Below are 22,044 nucleotides of genomic sequence, written 5' to 3'. Positions count from 1 at the left end.
CCTCCTTGAGTCAGGGTCAGGCGTGGGCCTGATGAATGATGAAGTCCACGTTCATGACGTCGTAGATCGGTTTGAAATCGCCGTACGCATGGGGCGCGCGGAAGCCGGCCGCGCGCAGTTCGTCCTGCAACTGGCGCGGACGAATCGGGCACACCCGCAGCCGATGCTGCGCCCCGTCGGCAAAGCGATAGACGAACTCGCACACCGACTCGTCCAGTTCGCCGAGGGTAACGCTGGCGGTGTCGCCGCAGTAGTAATAGCGCCCCGTTGACCTGAAGCGGCCGGCGAGGATGGCTTCGAAATTGCGCTGATCGATCAGCAGCAGTCCACCGGGTTTGAGCATCTGCCGAAACCTTTTCAGCACGGCGATGCGAGCCTCGCGGTCGAACACGTGGCACAGCGAACTGCCGAGGCACAGCACTGCGTCGAACTTCCCCAGTACGCGGGCATCCAGCGCTTGCCAGTCGCAACGATGGACCGGCACGTCGACGCCCAGCCGATCGAAGTTGCGTCGGGCCCGCTGCACCATGGTCGGGCTCCCGTCAGAGGCGGTGACGTCGAAGCCGGCCTTGTGCAACTGCGCCGCATGAAAGCCGCTGCCCGTCGCGGCATCCAGCACACGCCAGCCCCCCGTCCGGCGCAGCAGATCATAAAAGAACGACCCCTCGCCGGCCGCGCGTTTGTCCCAGTCGATCAATTCATCCCAGCGCTCGACGAAGTCCACGGCGTATTGCCCGGCATAGTCGTGATCGGCGACGGCCAGTCGGTCAGCAGGCGAAAGCGCGATGACCGGCGGCATGGGCGGCGACTCCTGTGTGGTGACCGCTGTTGTGCTGAGCGCCCTCGGCATACGCCAGGTATTTGCTGCCCAGTTCCTCCGCCCAGGCGGCGGCGTCGCAGACGCGCATCTCGGCCATGGCGAAATTCAGTTCACGCTGCATGACCTGCATCTGTGCCTCACCGAACACCGCCGTGCCGTCGGCGCGAATCAGTTGGATGCCGTCCAGCCGCTGCCCCGCTTCGTTGACCTTGATCGCCTCTTCCCGGGTCACGCCGTACGGCAGGTCGAGCAGCACCTTGCCCATGCCGACCTTGACCGGATAACCGCCGGGCAACCCCTGGGGGCCTGGACCGTGGACCCGCACCTCATGCTCGGCGTGGAGATTTTCCAGCACCGTCACGGCCGACATGGCGGTGAGATATTGCCCGTCGACGCCGCCCAACCGGCTGAATTCACGGGCGACGCAACCGAAAATAGCCTCCGCCGTGTGTTCGTCGGTGCGCTCTTCGCCATCAATCCAGTACGTCAGGTTGAAGCTGGCTTCGAGCCGTTGCGGCGGCAGGCCATGGCGGGGGACGCTGTGGCTGAAATAGTGGTGGCCAACGAGTTTGGCGCAGACCTGCGTTGGCAGGCAGCCGGACAGATGCGCTACGGCGCTGCGGGTGGCCGGAATCAGGTTGGCGATATTGCCGATGCCGATGTCCGGCGCCATGCCGACCTTGTAAAGAATCGGATTGACTGCATCGGGGAACGCCGCGTTGACCACCAGACTTTTCGGACAGGACTGTTTGACGGCTCGCATCAGCGCGTAGGCCGGCGCCAGGTGCATCGGCAGCCAGGGCCCGAGCTGCGCCTGATCAAGAGCAGCAAAGCGTTCGGCCGGCAGTTGCGTGATCACCCGCCAGGATTGCAGCGAGGCACAGTTGAGAATGATGTCTGGCCGGATCTGTAACAGCGTTTCCGCATTGCGGCTGATGCACGATTCGCGCAGGTCCATCTGATGGCTGTGAATCTGGACCGTGACGTTCTGTTGCAGCGCGGCCAGTCGGATCAGATTGCACATCCGCGTGGCCTTTTCGAGATCGCGACCGGCGACGTGGAATTCAAATTGATTGCGCGGGGCCAGGATCTGCAGGATTTGCAGGCACAGGTTGCCGCCGCCAACGATGAGCAGTTTTTTGCGGTGCATGGTGTTCTCCCTGAAAGACGTGAGGGACGGTGGTGTTCCCGATCACTAGCGCGGGTAAGCGCCGTTATCCACTGCGATGACTTTTCCGGTCAGGTGGCGGCTCTGTTCCGACAGCAGAAACAGAATGACGTCGGCCACGCCGTCTGGCTGGATGGGCTCCTTGATGATTTCCTGTCGCTCGTACTCCCTGCGGCGGGGATCGGGAATACGATCATGGATCGAGGTGTCGCGAATCAGCCCCGGGGACACGGCGTTCACCCTGATCCGGGGAGCGAAGTTCCAGGCGTTGGATTTGGTCAGGCCGATCACGCCCGCCTTGGTCGCGCCGTACCACGCATCCATGCTCCCGACTTCCCCTGCCACCGATGTGATGTTGACGATGCTGCGCGAGTAACCCGCCGCCGACTCCCGCCGCGCGAAGTCCTTGGACAGGAACCCCAGCGACTTGAGGTTGACGGCCCAGATCTCGTCCACTTCCGAGTCGCTGTAGTCGTAGACACTTTTGCCGTGATAGATCCCGGCGTTGTTGACCAGGGCATACAGCGCCCGGTGTTTGTGAAGGTCGTACAGGTTGCCGATAAACGACTGATAGACGTGCGCCTGGGAGAAATCCGCCAGGTGGGTTTCGAGTCGGTGCAGCGGCAGGCTTGCCTGAAGCGACTGCAGGCCCAGCCGGTCAATGTCCGCTGCGATGACGTAATAGCCGGCTCTGACGCAGGCTATGGTGGTGGCCTTGCCGATGCCATTGGCGGCGCCGGTGATGACGATTTTTTTCATGGCTGTCCCTGCTCGGTGAACTGATTCATACGCTCGTAGAAAGGTCGATGCAGCTGGTAATACGTCATGAGGTGGGGATTGGCGTGCAGAGGACGCTCATCGAAATCAGCACTGTCGGGCATGATCCTGGTGCTGTTCTCGGCCTCCTTGTGCCAGCTGCGCCAGGCCTTCCATTGCTCGGGGCACGTTGCACTCCAGCTCAATGCCTGGGGCATGAAATCCAGTTGCAGGTGGTCGCAAAGCCTGCGCACGGTGTGCTCCGGGTGGCTGGCCAGGTCCTCGGCGTTGATCACACAGGGGGTTTGGCCGGTCAGCCGCCTGACCTCGCGGAAGATTTCGTACAGCGCTTGATGACCGATCGCGTGCGCCGGCATCTGCGGGAAGATGGCGTGATGGGACAGAATCGCCCGGGCCGGATCGCGAATGATGAAGACGTTCTGTTGCTCCGTTAGAAACTCGGCGTCGGCCTTCAACCGGTCGAGGCAGTGATAGGCCATGTCTTTATGAAAAACATGGGCGCGCTGGCGGGTGTTACGCAACAGGGCCTTGATCGACTCGTAGTCACGGGGCATCCCGCAGTTGAGGTCCCCATGGGGAATGGCTGATTGTTCGTCGAACGCCATGTGCGAAAACGGCTCGTGGAAAACCTCGAAATCACCGCGCTCGATGAACACCCTTTCCAGCGCCGTCGATCGCGAGCGCGGATGGGCCCAGAGGCCAATCATGCGGTTCATGCCCGCCCCTCCACGGTCGCTGGACGACGCGCAATGCGAGGCGTGACACCTGGCGGATCCAGGGTGTCGTTGATGAAACCCCGCAGGCGCTGCACGCCCAGGCGTACGTCATTGCCTGCAGTCAGGAAGGCCGGATGACGGGCGTATTCGTCCGGGGTGAGGCCGCGTTCAAAGTACGCCTGGTTGAAATACGGAATGGCCAGGAGACGATCAAGGACTTTGCCGGGAATCTGCACCCATTCCGTCGCCGGGGCGATGCTGTGCCCGGCCTGCTGACGGCGCACGAGGAACTCGATGAGTTGGGGTGTCAGCGTGTACAGCGTGGTGTCGGCCCCGGTGCGCTGCAGGTGCCAACAATGCTCGCGTCCACGCGCATCGGTGTCGACCCTGATGCTGCACAACAACAGTTGCGCTGGTGTCTCGCGCCGCCGCATCAGGGCCTGCATCGCCTGATACACCGCCAGCTCGGCCCAGCGTTTATCCGTGCGGCTGAGGTGGATACGACTGCCCCGCGCTTGCCGCTCGAATTCCGCTTCCGCACCCAGCCGACCGATCATGAAGCTGACCACGTAACGCGCCCGCTCCGTGCTCACGCCGTTGGCGAGCGCCCGCTGACGCCCGGCGTGAATGGCCTTGAGGCAGGCATCCAGCTGGGAGACGGTAAAGCAGAAGGTGTTGTTAATTGAGCAACCCCGCGCCACCAATTGTTCGATGGCGCGATAGCCTTGGGCGCTGCCCGGGATCTTGATCATGATGTTCGGCGCCAGCGCCGCCAGCTCAAGCCCGCGGACAACCAGCGCGTCCTGATTCATCCAGTGCCCGCCCTCGATTTGCGCCGACAGCCAGCCGTATCGGGCTCTTGAACGCTTGAACAGCGGCAGCAACGGTTGGGCGCTGTCGATGACCACCTGGTCGTAGAGCTGTCGCAGCCGAGCGTCTGCCGACATCGGAGGGGGCAGGGTGTGGAGAAAATCACGGTAATGAGCTGCATTGCTCATGACCGCCTGACTGATCAGCGTCGGGTTGGTGGTGGCCCCGCTGACGCCGGCATCCGAACTATCCGGTTCATTGGGCAATAATCCGGTAATAAAATTGTGCGCATCCAGATAAGCCCACAGCAACTTCTTCACGCAGCCTTTATATACAGTCGGCGACGAATCAAACCAGACTTGCGCATCAGAGTTATGACGTTTTAAAAGGTGAACGAAGCCTGAAACATCCATGAAGATGCCCTTTCCTTTTCGATAGATTCACAAACTTCGAGGCCCCGGTTGCATATGGGCAAAATGCCAGCTTTTTCAAGCTGATAGTCAGGGATCTGAGCCGTCGAGGCATTAAGATGGATCCAAGCGGAAGACCTGTCAAACGGAATTCAACGGAATTTTAATGCCAAATCAGAATAAGTGACGGCGTTTTTTATTTCTAATGTGAATATGAAGGGATATTTAAAATTCTTCCACTATCTGAAGTTACTCAAACGAATGACATTAAAAATCAAGTACAGGAACATGTGCAGAATAGTATCGAGCGGAAATAAGCAAAATGTATATCGGCGCCACAATCTCTAAATTAGTTAGTCATACCATTCAAGTTGGTTAGACATTCGGAAGGAGCTGTTAACGGGACGGGCAGGTTTCAAGAGCAAGTGGGTGAGGCCCCAGGCGCCGTTCGAATTGCACGTTCTCCTCGACGGCCGCCAGACGTTGGGTTATGAAAGCGCTGCGGCAGTGACTGCGCCGCGCCAGATCAAAAAAACAGACCAAGAGACCTGACCGTGAGCAAACCTTCCGATACCGAACGCTACAGCTACAAAGCCCGCTGGTTTCACTGGGTGATGGCGATCCTGATTGTGCTCGCCTACGCGCTGATCCTGAGCCGTACCCAACTGGCCCGTGGCAGTGACGCGCGAACCTTCGTCGTGCAAACGCATTTCTGGGTCGGCATCGTCGTGCTGGTCATGGCGTTTTTCCGCATCGCCGAGCGCCACCGCCATACGCCGCCGGGCATCACCCCGCCCCTGGAGGGCGTATTGCGTCTGGCGGCCACGTTGTCCCATTACGCGCTGTACGCTTTCCTGTTCGCGCAACCCCTGCTGGGTCTGTTCACCGTGCTGCTGGAACGCGGCGCCCTGCCCATCCCCCTGACCTCCCTGAGCATTCCGGCGCCGTTCGACATGTCCAAGGACACCGCCGAAACACTGGAGCATTACCACATCCTGCTGGGCACGATTTTTTACTACGTCATCGGCCTGCACGTGATCGCGGCGATCTGGCACCACTTCGTGCGCAAGGACAACACTGTCAAACGCATGGTGTAAGCGCGACCTTTCATTCGTCAGCGCCTCTCGCTTCAGCCCTTTGAGTGGGCCTCGTCGAGCAGCTGGCGGATGACTTGCTCCTGGGTGTCGTAGGCGCCTTCGCCAAAGTGGGTGTAGCGGATCTGCCCCCTGGCGTCGATGAGGTAATGCGCGGGCCAGTATTGATTGTCGAAAGCGCGCCAGATGGCGTAGTCGTTGTCGATGGCGATCGGGTAATTCAGGCCCAGCCTGGCGACATGCTTGCGCACGTTGTCGATGAGCCGTTCGTACGGGTATTCGGGCGTGTGCACGCCGATGACCACCAGGCCGTCCTTTTCGTACTTCTTTGCCCATTCGTTGACGTAAGGAACGCTGCGCTGGCAGTTGATGCAGTCAAAGGTCCAGAAGTCGACCAGCACCACTTTGCCGCGCAGGGATGCCTCACTCAGCGGCGGCGAGTTAAGCCACGCGGTAGCCCCGGACAACGAAGGCATCGCGCCCTGGCTGGCGACGTCCGGTGCCGCTGCCGCTTTGACGCTGGAGACGACGTAATCGATGACTTTGGGCACGCCGCCGAGCAGGGCCTTTTCCACCGCTGCTGCGCCCTCGGATGAGGTGCCGGCAAGCAGTTGATTCTGCGAGCCCGTGGCGAGGGTCACGGCCACCAGCAACGCAGCGAAGCCAGCGCCACGCCGCAGCCAGGCAGTGACCGGTAACGACAGTCTCAGCCGCGCGAGCAACCCGCGTCCGGCGAAGATCAGCACCCCTAACGACACTGCGCTGCCAAGCCCGTACGCCAGCAGCAACAGGCTGGTCTGCGCACTGGGCCCTTGCAGCATGGCGCCAGTGAGGATGATGCCCAGAATCGGCCCGGCACACGGCGCCCACAGCAGGCCGGTGGCAACGCCGATCAGCAATGCAGCAAGCGGCCCGGACAAGCGCCGCGTCGCCGGGTCGAGCCTATTGCCGAGCGCCACCAGCGGCAGCGTTAACCAGTGACCCACGCGTGCCGAAAGCAGCGACAGGGCAAACAGCGTCAGGATCACCAGCGCGATATTGCGGCCGATACCGTTTGCCGCCACGACCCAGTCACTGCTGACCACGGCCAGGCTTGAGACCAGCGCAAACGTCAGCGTCAGCCCCAACAGGGTCATCAGCACCGACCCCGCCGTCCGATCGGCCCGGGCAAACAGAAAGGGTACGACTGGCAGGATGCAGGGGCTGAGCACCGTGACGATGCCGCCGAGAAAGGCGATCAGAAACATGGTCGGTCACCCACATCGCTGATGAGCGTGGCGGACAGAAAGGCGGTGGTGAGGTTTTTCCAGTTCATGGCGGGCTCCGGGCACTGGGCGCGTTGGTTGAAAGAGCGGCCGAGGCGTATTGCCTCGGAGCCGCCATTCAACGTCCGGGAGGTGTCGCCGGTGTGTCCGGGAAATCAGTGAATGAATCAGCACGTATCTGCCGTGGAGCGGGATACACGGCGATACAGGCGGGCCGATTCAGCGGCCGTTCACCGAATCCACCTTGCCATCCACGGGGTCCGGCGGCACGGCGCCGTCCTGGCTGGTGTCGATGCTGACCACCACCGACATCCCCGGGCGCAGGTGGTCCACGTCATGCTGATCGTCGTCGATGGTGATGCGCACCGGAATGCGCTGGGCGATCTTGACGAAGTTGCCGGTGGCGTTATCAGCAGGCAGCAAGCTGAACTCGGATCCCGCCGCCGGCGAGATGCGCTGCACCCGGCCGCGCATCTTCAGGTTTTCCAGCGCGTCGACGGTGAAACTCACCGGCTGGCCCAGACGCACGTTCGCCATCTGGGTCTCCTTCATGTTGGCGATAATCCAGCGCGGGCGCGGCACCAGCGCCATCAACTGCGCACCGGAGTTGACGTACGCCCCCAGGCGCACCCCGATCTGCCCCAGCTGACCGTCCCGGGGCGCAGTGATGCGCGTATTGGTCAGGTCAATGCGCGCCAGCTCGATGGCAGCTTCGGCATTCTTCACCGACGCTTCCAGCGAGCCGCGATTGACGATCACGGTTTGCAGGTCCTGACGGGAAATCTCCAGCGCCGCCTTGGCTTCGGCCAATGCTGCCTTTGCTTGTGCATCTGCCGCGCGGGTCACGTCAAATTCGCTTTTCGACACCGAGCCATCGGTCACCAGTGCCTGACCGCGGCGAAGGTCGGCAGCGGCCTTGTCACTCTGCGCCTGGGCATTCGCGATAGCGGCCTGACGTTGGGCAATGGTGGCCTCGGCGCTGCGCCGCTGTTGCAGATTATTGGCCAGCGCGGCCTGCTGAACGCCCAACTGAGCAATGCCCTGATCCAGGTGCTGCTGATAAATCCGGTCGTCGATGCGCACCAGCAGATCGCCCTGCTTGACCCACTGGAAATCCTGCACCGGCACTTCGTAGACGTAGCCGCTCAGTTGCGGGCCGATGATCGTGGTCTGCCCGCGAATCAGGGCATTCTCGGTGCTTTCGATCGGGCTGCTGAACGGAGGCAGCTGCCACGCGTACAGCACGACCAGCACACCCGCCAGGGCAATGCCGCCGAACAGAATCGCCGACACCAGGCGTATGCGCGCCGAACGCGGTTGCGTGGTGGCCGGCATGACCGCCGGCGCGGGCGCTGCGGAAGTTGCCTGTGACGGGGCGGCGTTGGGAGCCGCATTGCCAGAAGAGCCGCCTGAAGCGCTGTTTGCAGGGGTGCCAGAAGGTTTGCCAGGTTCTGTCATGAAGGTTGAGCGCCAGAAGGTGTTAAGGGAGATGCCGAAGGTGTGGCCGGCGTAAACGGCGCGACCGGCTCGGTGGTGATCCACAGCCAGGTGGCGCGGCTGGTGATCCAGATCATGGTCAGAACCGCGATGACTGCGATCAGCATAAATACGTCGTTGTAGGCCAGGGTATTGGCCTCGCGGGTGGCGGCGGTTGCCAGCGATCGAATGCCCAGGCTGGTACGCGCGGCCGGGTCGGCGATGGCCGAAATATACGCACCGCTCGCGCTTTGCAGGCGCGATTGCACCTGAGCGTCGATCAGCGTGACGTGCTCGACGATGTGCGCCGAGTGGAATTTCTCGCGCCAGACCTGAAAGGTGCCCAGCAGCGCCGAGCCGATCAGGCTGCCGACGTTCTGGGTGATCCCGAACATCACCGAAAAACTGACCATGTTGCGCGGGTTGCTGATCACCCCGCTGATGCCCAGCACCAAGGTCGGACCGAGGAAGAAGGTGCCGCCGAACGCCAGCAAAAACTGGCTGAAATACATCTGCGGTTCACGGGTGAGGCTGGTGGAGAAGCTGTCCATGCTCGAACCGATCGCCATCAATGCCAGGGAAATGATCAGCGGCTTGAACAGGTGTTGCGGATCAATCGTCAGCGCGCTGACCGCAAGGCCCGCGACGCTGCCCAATAGCATGAACAGGTACAGCGTGTGCAGCTGCTCGGTGCCCTGATTCATCCCCTGAAGAAAACCGACCGCGCCAGTGGATTGCTCCGACAGCACGATCCGCGTCAGCAGCACGCCGAAGGCGAAGCGGATCATCCGGCCACTGCCCAGCCAGCGGGTGATCAACAACGGTCGGGTGCGGTTGTGCTCGATACACAGCCCGGCGAGGATCAGCACGATTGACGACGCCAGGGCGATGCCGATCCAGGGCTCTTCAAGCCACCATTCAATCCGCCCCAGCGACAACGCCGCACAGAGCGCAGCGAAGCCTGAAGCGAGCAAGGCGAAGGTCAGGAAGTCGAGTTTCTCGAAGGCTTTGAAGCGGTCGCCTGGGGGCAGTTTCAGAATCAGCACGCAACCCAGGGACAGCAGGCACATGCCCAGTTCGAACAGGTAAAGCCCGCGCCACTCGGCAATCTGCAGCAGGTCTTCGGAAACCAGTCGCGCCAGCGGTGTTGCCAGCTGCGCGGTGCCGAGGCCCAGCACCAGGGCTTTCATTCGCCACTTCTGCGGGAAGGCCTGAATCATGTAGTACAGGCCCAGCGAACTCAGTGCCGCGCCGACCATGCCGTGGGCGGCGCGAACGGCGATGGCCGATTCGATGTCGTTGACGAACAGGTGCGCGAAGGTGACCAGCGCGTACAGCACCAGAAATACTTCGGTGAACGCGCGCAGACCAAACTGCTGGCGAAACTTCACCAGCAGCAGGTTCATCGACACATTGGTCATGACATACGCGGCGGGCAGCCAGGCGATCTCGGCCTGGGTGGCGCCCAGCGAGCCTTGCAGATATTGAAGGTTGGCGACCACCAGCGCGTTGCCCAGCCCGCCGGTCAACGCCACGATCACCCCGACGATGGCATAGGCCCAGCGCTTGGGCGTTGCGTGCAAGGGCGTCGACGGCGAGCCCGGCAACGTCGGTCGCTCGTGGGGAGCCCAGTCGTGGGGTCTGTACTTGTCGTTCATTGAGCGGACCTGATGAATGCCGTGCCGAGCCACTGAAAAGCGATGGGGCCAGCCGCTATGAAAGCGGCCGCCTGTGAAGGCTAGCTGATCATACTCAGCTAATCATTCTCAGCTCCCGCGCCTGCTCCAGTGTGACATCCACCGCATGAATGCTCGCCTGCCGGTGCTTGAGCATCCCGCCGCTGCGGCCGTTGAACACCGCGTTGATCTCGGCGAGGATAGACAACGCCACGCTGTGGGGCGCGTCACCGCCCAGGTCCAGCCCGACCGGGTAATGCAGGCTGGCCTGCGCAGCGGCTTCACGGGCCTGATCCGGCAGTTCGTTGAGCAAACGCTCGGTGCGGCTGCGTGGCCCGAGCTGGCCGATGTAGCGCGGCGTTGACTCGAGAACCTGCCCCAGCCAGTGGCGGTCCTGGCTCAGGCTGTGGGTCATCACCACCACGGCAGCGTCGGCGACCATCGCGTGGAGTTCGGGCATTGGCTGCAGCGGCGCCGACAGCACCTGATCGGCCTCCGGAAAACGCTGGGGACGGGCGAAATGCGAGCGCGCATCGATCACCGTGATGTGCCAGCCCTGCAGCCGCGCCATGCTGACCAAGGGCATCGCGTCATGCCCGGCACCGAAGATCACCAGCCGGCGCGGCGCGGCGATGTACTCCAGCAGCACTTCAACGGCGCCGTCCGCGCTGTCGTAGGTACGGGTGGCGGAGCGGCGGGCAGCGAGCACCGTTTTCAGGTCCTCGGCCACCGCCGTCGCCAGCCAGCGCTCACGCATGTCGATTTGCACCTGCCCGGATGAACGAATCGCCACCCGCTCGCCCAGCGCCGTATGACGTTCGCTTTGTGTGCCGATCACCGTCGCCAGCGCAGCGCCAACACCGCTGGCCTTGACCTCGCGCAACACGTCCGCCACCAGACTTGCCGCCTGGGGATCTATCCGTTCGAAGAGGATGTGCACCGTGCCGTTGCAACCCAGGCCAAAGCTGAGCTCGGCGTCTTCGAGTTCGTCGTCGTCCTCGCCGGTGCTGTACGTGCGCAGGGACGGCTTGCCATTGGCGGTCAGCCACCAGGCCTTTTTGCTGACGTCGCTTTCGAGGCAGCCGCCGCTGACGGTGCCGGTCGCCTCGCCCATCGGCGCGATAACCATCCGCGCACCCGGGCGTCGGTAAGCCGAACCCTCGACCTTGACCACCGTGGCGATCACCACTTCCTGCTGCCCGGTCTGCGCTTCATCAAGCGCCCCCAGCAGACTGGATAGATCATTCATGCGCGTCCCCAAAAACCGGTTCATTCATCTGGCGTGATTCATTTGTCACCTGACACATACCCTGAAAAGCCACTGCCATCTGTGACGCAAGTGCTGTTGTGCAGACTGTGAGTCGCCGCGCAGGTTCAGCTTTTGCCCGCGAAACACGTGTTGTGCGCCGTGCACTTGCAGCGAATGGCCAGCAGGTTACCGCAGACGGCGCGCAGATTGGCCATCGGTCACCGACTGCGCGAATCAGCCCGTGCCGGGACTACACTCGGTGCGTGCCGTTAAATCCATGCAAAACGCTGATGATCCAAGGCATCAACGTACTCGTGGGAAGTGGCCGTCCTTCATTTGGATATTTCGGTTGAACATTCCGCACAACGCACGCCTCAAACCCTGAATCGCCGTACCGCCTGGCTGCGTGGAATCACTCCACCGGGTCCACCGGGCATCGGCTACGCCGGAGAGCACCTGATGACGCGCCAATTACGCCAGCTTCGCGAAACATCCTCCACCCACACCCTGTGCCAGCGCTTTCAGAGCGTGCGCGACCGTACCGAATTTCTGGTCGAGCCCTTGAGCGCCGAGGACATGGTGGTGCAGTCGATGCCCGATGCCAGCCCGGCCAAATGGCACATGGCGCACACCACATGGTTCTTCGAAACCTTTCTGCTGGCGCCGAACCTGCCGGCCTACGAAGCGTTCGATCCGACGTTCGGCTACCTGTTCAACTCTTATTACGAAGCTGTTGGCCCGCGTCATCCGCGTCCGCAGCGCGGCCTGATGACCCGGCCGAGCGTCGATCAGGTCCTGGCCTATCGCAGGCACGTCGACGAAAACATGACGACGCTGCTGATGACGCCGCTCAGCGACGAAATGACCAGCCTGATCGAACTCGGCCTGGCCCACGAAGAGCAGCATCAGGAACTGCTGTTGATGGACATCCTTCATCTGTTCAGCCTGTCGTCGCTGAAACCGGCCTACAGCCCGCGCTGGCCGAAAGACCTGTCGGGCCGTCGTGGTCATTTCAAGCCGCTGAGCGCCGGCCTGACCGAAATCGGCCACGACGGTGACGGCTTTTCGTTCGACAACGAAGGCCCTCGCCACACCACCTATCTGCAGTCCTTCGAAATCAGCGACCGGCTGGTGACCAACGGTGAGTGGCTGAGCTTTATTGCCGACGGCGGCTATCACACCGCGGCCTTGTGGCTGTCCGAAGGCTGGACCCTGGTGCAGGAAAACGGCTGGAATTCACCCATGTACTGGCAGCACGACGAGAACGGCTGGAAGCGCATGAGCCTGCGCGGCCTTGAGTCGATCGACCCTTCGGCGCCGGTCACGCACATCAGTTATTACGAAGCCGCCGCGTTTGCGCTATGGGCCGATGCGCGCCTGCCCACCGAAGCCGAATGGGAAGCCGCCGCCCGCGCCGGTTTGCTGGAGCAAGTGGACGACGTCGCCTGGCAGTGGACGCAAAGTGCCTACAGCGCCTACCCCGGCTTCAAGCCCTCAGTGGGCGCAGTCGGTGAGTACAACGGCAAGTTCATGGTCAATCAGATGGTCCTGCGCGGCGGTGCCAGCGTCACGTCGCCCGATCATTGCCGCCTGACCTACCGCAACTTCTTCCACGCCGACAAACGCTGGATGGTTTCGGGCCTGCGCCTGGCCCGTGATAGCCGTCAACCCGGCGTGGTTGACCCGAACGACAGCGAATTCGCCCGCGACGTGGTGGCCGGTCTCGGCGCCGCTCAGAAAACCCTGTCGCCCAAGTATTTCTATGACGCTGCGGGTTCCGACCTGTTCGAAGCCATCTGCGAAACGCCTGAGTACTACCCGACGCGCGCCGAAACCGGGTTGCTGAAACGCATCGCCGGCGAGATCGCTGCGACCATTCCGGCGGGCGCAGCACTGGTGGAATTTGGCAGTGGCGCCAGCGAGAAGACCCGTCTGGTGCTGGATGCCGCGCCGCACATCGCGGTGTACGTGCCGATCGACATCAGTGCGACAGCACTGAACAAGGCCGCGCGGTCATTGCGCCAGCGTTACCCGGCGCTGATCGTCGCGCCACAAGTCGACGACTTCACCCGGGTGCTCACCCTGCCTGAAGAAGCCGACGGCCACACCCGCGTGGGTTTCTTTCCGGGTTCCACCATCGGCAACTTCAGCCACGAGCAGGCCGTTGATTTCCTCCACAGCGCCCACGATGTGCTGGGGGAAAACGCCCACTTCATCGTCGGTGTCGATCTGGTCAAGGATGAGCAGACGCTGGTGGCCGCGTACGACGACGCCGACGGCGTGACCGCGCAGTTCAACAAGAACCTGCTGACCCGCATCAATCGCGAGCTGCACGCCGACTTCGACGTGTCTGCCTTCGATCATCTGGCCGTGTGGAACGCCGAACAGGCCTGCATGGAAATGCACCTGGTCAGCCGCAAACAGCAAAGCGTCACGGTCGCCGGACACACCTTCCGCTTCGCCGCCGGGGAACGCCTGCACACCGAGAACTCCCACAAGTTCACGGTTGAATCGTTCACCGAACTGGCCGCGCGTGCGGGCTGGACCGTCAGCGAATGCTGGATCAGCGACGCGCCACAAACGGCGTTGTTCAGCTTGCAGGCATGACAGGGGGCAACGGAAATCCTTCAACTTCCAGGATTTCCCAATGTGGCTCGGCTACCACAGATGGCGCAGCAGACGGGGACCCTGTGGGAGTAAGCTTGCAGGCGTGACAGCGCTGATGTGCTCATCCCTGCCGGAAACTTCATTGTCATTTGCAAAATGGCGCTGGTAGCATCCGTTAGCACCCTCACGGACCCCGGCGGTACAGCCGGGGATTGAGTACAACAATAATCAACAGGGAGTCAGCGATGACGGCTCAGGTCATACCTGCCGAATACGCGGCGCAGCAATCCGCCTGCGCGAGCGTTCTGTCCGACGTACGCAATCACATTGGTCACCTCACCCTCAACCGCCCCCAGGGCCTCAATGCCATCGACCTGCACATGGTCCGGCAGCTGCAGTACCAGCTCGACGCCTGGGCAAAGGATGACAACGTTTACGCCGTGGTCCTGCGCGGTGCCGGCGAAAAGGCCTTCTGCGCCGGCGGCGACATCCGCTCGCTGTACGACAGCTTTCAGGCCGGCCGAACCGAGCACCTGGATTTCTTCGTCGAAGAATACGCGCTGGACCTCACCCTTCATCATTACCGCAAACCCGTCGTCGCCTTGATGGACGGCTTCGTGCTCGGCGGTGGAATGGGCCTGGCCCAGGGCGCGGACCTTCGCGTGGTCACTGAGCGCAGCCGTCTGGCGATGCCGGAAGTGGCGATCGGTTATTTCCCTGACGTGGGCGGCAGCTACTTTCTGCCCCGTGTGCCCGGCGAGTTGGGGATTTATCTGGGCGTTACGGGCGTGCAGATCCAGGCCGCCGATGCGCTGTATTGCGGGATGGCGGACTGGTACCTCAACAGCGAACGCCTCAATGACCTCGATCTGCAGCTCAATAACCTGAAGTGGAGCCTGACCCCGCTCAAGGACTTGCAGGGCGCGCTGGCGAAACTCGGCGTGCAGCACTTGCCTGCGCCGCCGCTGGCAAAACTGCGCCCGGCCATCGATCATTTCTTCGGCCTGCCGGACGTCCCGAGCATCATCGAACAATTGCTAGAAGTCAGCGTCTACGACACCCATGCCTGGGCCCTCGACACGGCGCATCTGATGCAAACCCGTTCACCGCTGGCGATGGCGGTCACCCTGGAGCTGCTGCGCCGCGGCCGGCATCTGCCGCTGGAGCGTTGTTTCGCCCTGGAGCTGCATCTGGACCGCCAGTGGTTTGAAAGGGGTGACTTGATCGAAGGCGTTCGTGCCTTGATCGTCGACAAAGACAAGAAACCGCACTGGAGCCCTTCCAGCGTGCAGGCATTGGATGCCGAGCACGTGGCAAGCTTCTTCAGCGGTCATGAGGGGTGACCTATGCAAGATCTTGAACTGACCGAAGAGCAAGTGATGATCCGCGACATGGCGCGGGACTTCGCGCGCAATGAAATCGCGCCCCATGCTCAGGCCTGGGAACAAGCCGGCTGGATCGACGACGCGCTGGTGGCGAAGATGGGCGAACTGGGCCTGCTCGGGATGGTCGTCCCGGACGAATGGGGCGGCAGCTACATCGACTACGTCGCCTACGCGCTGGCGGTCGAAGAGATCTCCGCCGCCGACGGCGCCACCGGTACGCTGATGAGCGTGCACAGTTCAGTGGGCTGCGGGCCGGTGCTCAACTACGGCAGCGACGGGCAGAAACAACAGTGGCTGGAAAAGCTCGCCAGCGGAGAGGCCATCGGCTGCTTCTGCCTGACCGAACCCCAGGCCGGCTCCGAAGCCCACAACCTGCGCACCCGTGCCGAATTGAAAGACGGCGAATGGGTGCTCAACGGCGCCAAGCAGTTCGTCAGCAACGGCAAGCGCGCGCAGCTGGCAATTGTCTTCGCCGTCACCGACCCGGACCTGGGCAAGCGCGGCCTGTCAGCGTTTCTGGTGCCCACCGACAACCCCGGTTATCGCGTCGACCGTATGGAACACAAGATGGGCATCCGCGCCTCCGACACCTGCGCCGTGACCCTGAGCGATTGCCGGATTCCGGCGGAAAACCTGTTGGGTGAACGGGGCAAAGGACTGTCCATCGCCCTATCAAACCTGGAAGGCGGACGCATCGGCATCGCTGCCCAGGCTCTGGGCATCGCTCGCGCGGCATTCGAGGCGGCACTGGGTTACGCCCGTGACCGCGTGCAGTTCGACAAGCCGATCATCGAGCACCAGAGCATCGCCAATCTGCTGGCCGACATGCACACCCGCATCAATGCTTCTCGCCTCTTGGTCCTGCACGCCGCGCGGTTGAGAACGGCCGGCAAACCCTGTCTGTCCGAAGCGTCCCAGGCCAAGCTGTTCGCCTCGGAAATGGCCGAGTGGGTCTGCTCCAAAGCGATACAAATCCACGGCGGCTATGGCTATCTGGAGGATTATCCGGTGGAGAAATACTACCGGGACGCGCGGATCACCCAGATCTACGAAGGCTCCAGCGAAATCCAGCGTTTGCTGATCGCCCGCGAGCTGCGGCACTACGCGCTGTAAGGGTCACGCCCCTCCCCCCCAGAAACGCCGAGCCCCTCAGGGCTCGGCGTCTGTCACTCAACGACCGCCCGGCGCGGGGCTTGGCGCGACAAAGCTGCGTCTTCCCAACTGGAGGACAAGCAGGGTCACCGAATCGGCATTGGCCAGGAGAACTCGACTGCGTTTGCGTGCATCGCCGAGAAACGCCTCACGGGCTTCATCCATGGTTTTGCTGCGGGTGAGCTTCAGGATTGCATCATGCTCGAAGCCCTCTTCCTCATCGAAATCACGCCATTCGCCCTCCTTCAAATGCAAAAACAGCTCATCTCTTGCGCTCAGATGCGACAGGCCATGGGTTTGCATGAGCTGGATATCCGCTTTCAGCTTGATGTTGTTGGCGTTGTTTTCCTGCAACAGGTCCGGATACGGTGCCGTGCTTTCCAGATAGGCAATGTCGTGGGTATCGAGCGCCAGGTGCGAGAGTTCGTGGATCAGCGTCGCGGCGCGGTAATGGGCCGGGCAATCGAAGCCTTGGGTGGCCGCCTCGGGCGTGAGCGGAAACTGCGGCGCATCGAAATACCGGTCAGTCAGGAACACGCGCTTTTTCGGGTCTCTTTTGATCACAAAGCCCATGGTGGCTGCGTGGCCCGCGCGGTTGGTGCCCACCACAAACCGGGGCGATGAGTAAGGCGACAACGACGCATCCATGACCTCATCGAACAGCGTCTTGATCGCGCGTTCGGTATCGACCAGCAACTCGTGATCGGGCGTACTGACACCGAAAAAATCTCCGATGATCTGCGAGACGCGCGGGTGCAGTGGAGTCCCAGGCTCATGCACGTTCAGGTTATCCAGAGCGTTTTCAAGGTAGCGTTTGGCCTGCAGATGAGCCTCGCCGATATGCTGCGCGCGTTCCCGAAAAAACTTGCGTATCTCGGGCATGCCACTGGCTTCGATGAGCAACACGTCATCGGCGCTGACGTCCGCCGCGTGTGTGCGCAGCTTGGTCATTGCGCCGCCCCCGCCCTTTAGACCGGACTCGATGTCCAACTGCCAGCGCTGATTGTCATCCAGCCTGAGGCGCGGGCCGAGTGTGCGGTCAGCGCCAATGATCATCCATCTGCCATCCTTGGCCTGGCGGCGCACCTCATAGACCCGTCCGGCGACCGCCGCATAGGCCTTTCCGTTGGCGGGGTCCATAAACAAACTTAGCAATTCATCGCGACGCAGGTCTTTCAGCGAGATGTTTCGGGCTTCCAGCGCCTGCAAACGCTTCAGTTGCTCGGCGGTGAGTGTGACGCCGCCCCAGGAAAACTCTGGCGGCGTCAACTCCTCGTCCGTGACCAGATCGCCCCCGATCAGCTCGTCCTTCTCGGCCTGTTCCCTGGCCGTCACCATCACGCCCAACGCGGCAGAAAATTCGGAAATAGCCTCGCCCCAGTGACGCCCGGCCGCAGACGCAGCCGATGCACGAAACAGCGTATGGCTCTGCCAAAACGCGACCATGGCGGCAAACTTGCCGGGCACAATGCTCAGCGCCTGCTCCAACCCCAGCGAAGCCAGAAACTTGCGCGACGCCTGATCGGCCTCCTCGGTGGTGACCGTATCGGACGCGCCAATGTCCACCAGCAGGCTCACGGTGTCGGTGAACATGAACTGCAGCGAGTTGCCTTTTTCTTCAGCCAGCGAAACCGTGACCGGCCCAGGCGTGTGAGTGGGCACATCGCCCGGCCCCTGGTCAAAGAACGGCAGATGAGGCTCGATGAACCCGCCGTGCTCATATCGCTTGCGCACCTCCGGGTCCAGTCGCTCGAGCACCAGGTGTTGCAGCGTTGCGTCACTGCGCAGATCGGCCAGCAGTGCAGACAGGCTGGCGTACTCGCGGAAAACTAAATCCGGGTGGAACACCGCGTGCAAAATCACCGGGCCGCTGTCAGGGTGCTCGGCACAGATCAGGTAAACGCCCTTGACAGCATCGGGCGTCATTCCCTCATCGGCGACCAGCCGCAGGGTACTGATGATCGTGCGCTCACCGTCCAACGGTTCGCGGGCAATACCGTCGGGCATTTCAACCACCCGCGAGATGAATTCGCAGGCTCGGGGACTCAGCTTTCCTTGCAGCTTCTGCTGCATCGCCACCGCCTGCATCATCGGTGGCAGTTGATTGACAAACAGCGTGTTGCGCTTTCCCCAGTTGACGTCCGCTGGAGTCAACGTCTGCCGCAACAGCGTTCGGAACCCTGCGCCGACGTCCAGCCCACGGGCAGTCCTGCGCACATAGTCCGGGGTCATCAGGCGGCCGATATCGGGGTATTCGGCGGAGTGGATACTCAACGCCGCTTCTGGAAAATCAACGAAGCGATTGATGGCGTAATCAGTGAGAGACTCACTGTGCTCAAGGGTGGCGGCGGGAATCGCTGACGGGATCTGCCCAACGCCGGGGGGCGCGGCGACGTAGCGACGCTGGGTAACGGTGATCTGGTCAGGGTCCAGATCGCGCTCGGGGAAATCCTTGCCCAGCTGATCCAACAGCCTGCTGCGCGCGTATTCAGTCAGGGTCGGGAGGTCAAAGAGAAAATCCTCGTCACCTTCGCTGGCGAGAAAAAAACGACGCCATATCTCGTTATACGCACGAATGTCGCTGGCTGATGCAGACTTGAACCAGTCCGGCAACAGCTCTTCAAACAATGTGTTGTCGATCCGGACCGCCAGAGCGTCGAGCATGTCGACCAATTGCGCATCCAGTTCGGTGGCGCGGGCAACGCGAGTGAACAGCCCGGCTTCAAAACGACAACGCCGGGCACGGGCGCACAGTTGCTGGAGGTTCTGTAACTGGCGGTTAAACACAGTCTGTTGCAACGCCTCGATCGCATGGCCATTGCAGCGACTGAAATCAAAGCGGACCTGCTCCGCCGGTTGCGCCCGCAGGTGGTTGCGCAACAGCGTACGGTCGCGCTCCCCCACCAGAGCCAACCAGCGCTCGCTGTGCACGCTGCGCAATCGACTGCCTAGTTTGTCGGTCAATGCCTGCACGGATTCGAAATGCTCCCAGCCCTGCACGCTGCTCCAGAACATCAAACCTGCACCGGTCCGCCGCGGTTGCCAGAGCACCATTGAATCGCTGAGGGTGGCCTCGGCGCCGGATCCATATACCACCGACAGCGAAAACACCTCGGTCATCGACAGGCCCGATTCTGATCTCTGCGCACGGACAGGCGCGTTGAGCACTTGCATGACCATGTGCGCCGCCTCGCTCGGGACCACCTCCATTCGCTGCCTCAGCGCCAGGTCCAGGCGCAACGCGTCTTCCCTGAGCACCAACGCCATGGCAACCGGTTGCAGCTGCCTGTCGCCCAGACGCGCAAGGGCCGTGCGCGATCGTCCAAATCGGTCGAGGTAGCGCTCGACGAAGTCCGAAGCAACGCGCTCGAGCATGACGTTAATCAGTTCGACATCAAGGTGCGCCCCTGCAGCTTGAGAAGTGAGCAGCACCTGCGCCGTGTGCGAGAGGGGATCAGGACGGTGCCCACTGACGCGCTCAAGCAACAGCGCCACCAGATCCATTGACGTGGCGCGTAAGGACTCACTGATGGCGACAGAACTCGGCTCGACATCGGAGGCGGCAACCGGCAGCGATTCCAGCCAGCGCACCCGTATCTCACTCGCGCGCAGGCCGCGTGCCGAAGCCGCGCATAGATAGCTTTGCAGTGCCTGCTCGGCGTAGCTGACCAGAAAGTTGTCCAACTGGCGCAGGTGGGCCGCACTGGCATCGGATACCTGGGTTCTCTCCAGCCACGACGGGGGCGACGGCTGTAGCGCAGTGGGCCGGGAAGGTCCGGAGGCGGAAGGTTCAAGGACGGCGCTGTCAGGCTCTGGCGCCGGGACGACCTGAATCAGGTCATCGTTGGCGCTGCTGCACCAGACGGCAGCAAAGTCCATCGGTTGGTCGTGCCGCCAGCGCCCCGCCGTGAAATGCACCTGACGCGGGTCGATCAGGTAACGCACGTCCAGCGCATCGTCATACATCGCTGAGACCTTCACGGGCTCAGCCGACAACCCCGTCACGTACTGCAGGTTACGCAGCTGGAGCGCAAGGACGGAGTCCACCCGTTCGCGGAACAAGGGCCCGTCGATACTATCCAGCGTAAGGGTCAAATGACCTTCACGCAGTAACAGCGGCTGGTCTACAAGGGCCAGTACCGGGCGCAACATCTCGCGTCCTTCCGGGGTTGAGCAAAACGCACTCAGCGCCGTCAGGTTGGCGAATCGACGCAGGCCGTGCTCCGGGGTAAACCACAGCAGCGGCAGCTCGGCCGGGGAGAAATCGAAAACCAGTGTACCGGCCAGTTGTGTGGCTGTTCCGTCGGACAGGTGCAGCACAAGACGTCTGCAGAGCAGCTGAGCTTCTGACGAAATGTAGTGCGGTCCGGACATGAGCAGCGGCCTCAGCATTTCGTGCTCCTGCCGTCTGAGATTACCCTCATGGCCGTAACGGTAGAGTTCATGGCACAGGCTGGTCGCGTAGACCTGGACCGCCACGTCGCGGCAGGAACCGGTCCCGCGTTGCTGGCTCCAGTAATCACGCAGCAGCCAGGCGAATTGGTCCGGCAGCGCAGACATCGTGTCGGTTATGGCCTGAGCGAACAATTGTGCGTCGCGTTCGCTCACCACTCGGCCCTGTGCATCCAGGAATTGCGGCGTCACGCCCGGCGCCTGCTCGGCATGGCAAAACGCTTCAAACGCCGTTTGAGACAGGGTCTGGGTCATCAGCACAAGCTCGTCGCCGGCACCGAAAGCCGGTTGCACCATCCGCATGAGGTGCCTCGCCGGATCAATCTGCTGATCCGGCAAGAGCCGACGCAGTTGCAGGGCCAACGCGGAGGTGACAGCGCCGACCAGGTCTGGCGTCAGCTTCAGTCGCTCGGTGAACTGCCTGACCGAATTTGCCTGATATTCGACGATGGCCTGCATCTGGGCCTGAAAAACGTTGTCGTCGATTTTCTCGTACTCGAACGCTGCCGAAGGGTCGTTGTTTGCAAACCGGCCGAGCAACGCCTCCAGCAACTGCTGGCGACCGTCGAAGGCTTCGACGCCGGACGCCAGCGTGAACAGGAATATCCGTGGGTCGCTGGTCTGGCCGTGGCTGAACATCAGCGCAGCACTGAGTTCCAGCGAAGTAGGCAGGCCGTCATTGAGCAGCAACCGATCGACCCTGACCGGATCGGGATCATCGGCGGCCATCGCGCCTGCCGCGCGTTTAAGCCAGGTCTGTTCAGATGAGCGGAGCACGCCGGCAGCAACGGCGCGGTCGACTTCGTCGAGAAAGCGCTGTCGCAGTGACGCGCTGTTGAAGTACGTGGTGGTAACGGTAGGCATTGCAGCTCCTTGAGCACAAACGCCCGCGGCTGGCATCGGCCAGGCAGGGGCAGGAAAGGCTGGGAGCGTAGGGAAGAAATCCACCGCAACTGCGGTACATAACGCTGTACACGGGGAGGGAAA

General features: G+C 62.1%; 14 protein-coding genes. 4 read left to right on the top strand and 10 right to left on the bottom strand.

Features of this window, described 5'->3' with window-relative positions; translation table 11 throughout:
• Nucleotides 1–16: 16 nt before the first annotated feature.
• From AC07VF_RS22305 to AC07VF_RS22285, 5 genes are read right to left on the bottom strand one after another with little or no spacing between them, the layout of a single operon-like run.
• Nucleotides 17–799, bottom strand: coding sequence for a class I SAM-dependent methyltransferase (locus AC07VF_RS22305; RefSeq protein WP_495009546.1), 783 nt, complete (start codon nt 797–799; stop codon nt 17–19).
• Nucleotides 768–1,970 carry a hypothetical protein gene (locus tag AC07VF_RS22300; RefSeq protein WP_192174080.1) on the bottom strand — a complete coding sequence of 401 codons (1,203 nt, stop codon included), beginning with the start codon at nt 1,968–1,970 and terminating at the stop codon, nt 768–770. Before AC07VF_RS22300 ends, AC07VF_RS22305 begins: the two co-directional genes overlap by 32 nt.
• A 45-nt stretch (nt 1,971–2,015) precedes the next feature.
• A complete protein-coding gene (locus AC07VF_RS22295) occupies nt 2,016–2,747 on the bottom strand; it encodes an SDR family NAD(P)-dependent oxidoreductase (protein ID WP_192174081.1) in 732 nt (243 codons plus the stop codon).
• Nucleotides 2,744–3,481, bottom strand: a complete 738-nt coding sequence (locus AC07VF_RS22290) for a sulfotransferase-like domain-containing protein (protein WP_495009547.1) — start codon at nt 3,479–3,481, stop codon at nt 2,744–2,746. The genes AC07VF_RS22295 and AC07VF_RS22290 overlap by 4 nt, the downstream gene beginning before the upstream one ends.
• Nucleotides 3,478–4,611, bottom strand: coding sequence for a transaldolase family protein (locus AC07VF_RS22285; protein ID WP_495009548.1), 1,134 nt, complete (start codon nt 4,609–4,611; stop codon nt 3,478–3,480). Before AC07VF_RS22285 ends, AC07VF_RS22290 begins: the two co-directional genes overlap by 4 nt.
• A 644-nt stretch (nt 4,612–5,255) precedes the next feature.
• On the opposite strand from AC07VF_RS22285, the gene AC07VF_RS22280 reads away from it, so the two are divergent.
• Nucleotides 5,256–5,798: a cytochrome b gene (locus AC07VF_RS22280; protein WP_495009549.1), complete on the top strand. Its 543-nt coding sequence runs from the start codon at nt 5,256–5,258 to the stop codon at nt 5,796–5,798.
• A 32-nt stretch (nt 5,799–5,830) separates the two neighbouring features.
• On the opposite strand, the gene AC07VF_RS22275 is transcribed toward AC07VF_RS22280, so the two are convergent.
• From AC07VF_RS22275 to AC07VF_RS22260, 4 genes are all read right to left on the bottom strand, one after another.
• Nucleotides 5,831–7,042, bottom strand: a complete 1,212-nt coding sequence (locus tag AC07VF_RS22275; RefSeq protein WP_495009550.1) for a cytochrome c biogenesis protein DipZ — start codon at nt 7,040–7,042, stop codon at nt 5,831–5,833.
• Between the two features lie 237 nt (nt 7,043–7,279).
• Nucleotides 7,280–8,395 carry an HlyD family secretion protein gene (locus AC07VF_RS22270; RefSeq protein ID WP_495009551.1) on the bottom strand — a complete coding sequence of 372 codons (1,116 nt, stop codon included), beginning with the start codon at nt 8,393–8,395 and terminating at the stop codon, nt 7,280–7,282.
• Between the two features lie 119 nt (nt 8,396–8,514).
• Nucleotides 8,515–10,194, bottom strand: a complete 1,680-nt coding sequence (locus AC07VF_RS22265) for an MFS transporter (protein WP_282371710.1) — start codon at nt 10,192–10,194, stop codon at nt 8,515–8,517.
• Nucleotides 10,195–10,288: 94 nt separating this feature from the next.
• On the bottom strand, nt 10,289–11,461 hold the full coding sequence (locus AC07VF_RS22260) for an XdhC family protein (RefSeq protein ID WP_495009552.1): 1,173 nt from the start codon (nt 11,459–11,461) through the stop codon (nt 10,289–10,291).
• Between the two features lie 459 nt (nt 11,462–11,920).
• Between AC07VF_RS22260 and egtB the strand changes: the two genes are divergently transcribed.
• The 3 genes from egtB (at nt 11,921) to AC07VF_RS22245 (ending at nt 16,566) form a co-directional block, all read left to right on the top strand.
• Nucleotides 11,921–14,068, top strand: a complete 2,148-nt coding sequence (gene egtB / locus AC07VF_RS22255) for an ergothioneine biosynthesis protein EgtB (RefSeq protein ID WP_495009553.1) — start codon at nt 11,921–11,923, stop codon at nt 14,066–14,068.
• A 245-nt stretch (nt 14,069–14,313) separates the two neighbouring features.
• Nucleotides 14,314–15,411 carry an enoyl-CoA hydratase/isomerase family protein gene (locus AC07VF_RS22250; protein WP_192174091.1) on the top strand — a complete coding sequence of 366 codons (1,098 nt, stop codon included), beginning with the start codon at nt 14,314–14,316 and terminating at the stop codon, nt 15,409–15,411.
• 3 nt (nt 15,412–15,414) lie between these two features.
• On the top strand, nt 15,415–16,566 hold the full coding sequence (locus tag AC07VF_RS22245) for an acyl-CoA dehydrogenase family protein (protein WP_495009554.1): 1,152 nt from the start codon (nt 15,415–15,417) through the stop codon (nt 16,564–16,566).
• A gap of 57 nt (nt 16,567–16,623) precedes the next feature.
• On the opposite strand, the gene AC07VF_RS22240 is transcribed toward AC07VF_RS22245, so the two are convergent.
• Nucleotides 16,624–21,921, bottom strand: a complete 5,298-nt coding sequence (locus AC07VF_RS22240) for a hypothetical protein (RefSeq protein WP_495009555.1) — start codon at nt 21,919–21,921, stop codon at nt 16,624–16,626.
• Between the last annotated feature and the right edge of the window lie 123 nt (nt 21,922–22,044).

This window comes from Pseudomonas sp. GW821-FHT02H06 (assembly GCF_059421525.1).
The sequence above is the reverse complement of the archived record's forward strand: the minus strand, read 5'-3'. Positions and strand labels throughout refer to the sequence as shown.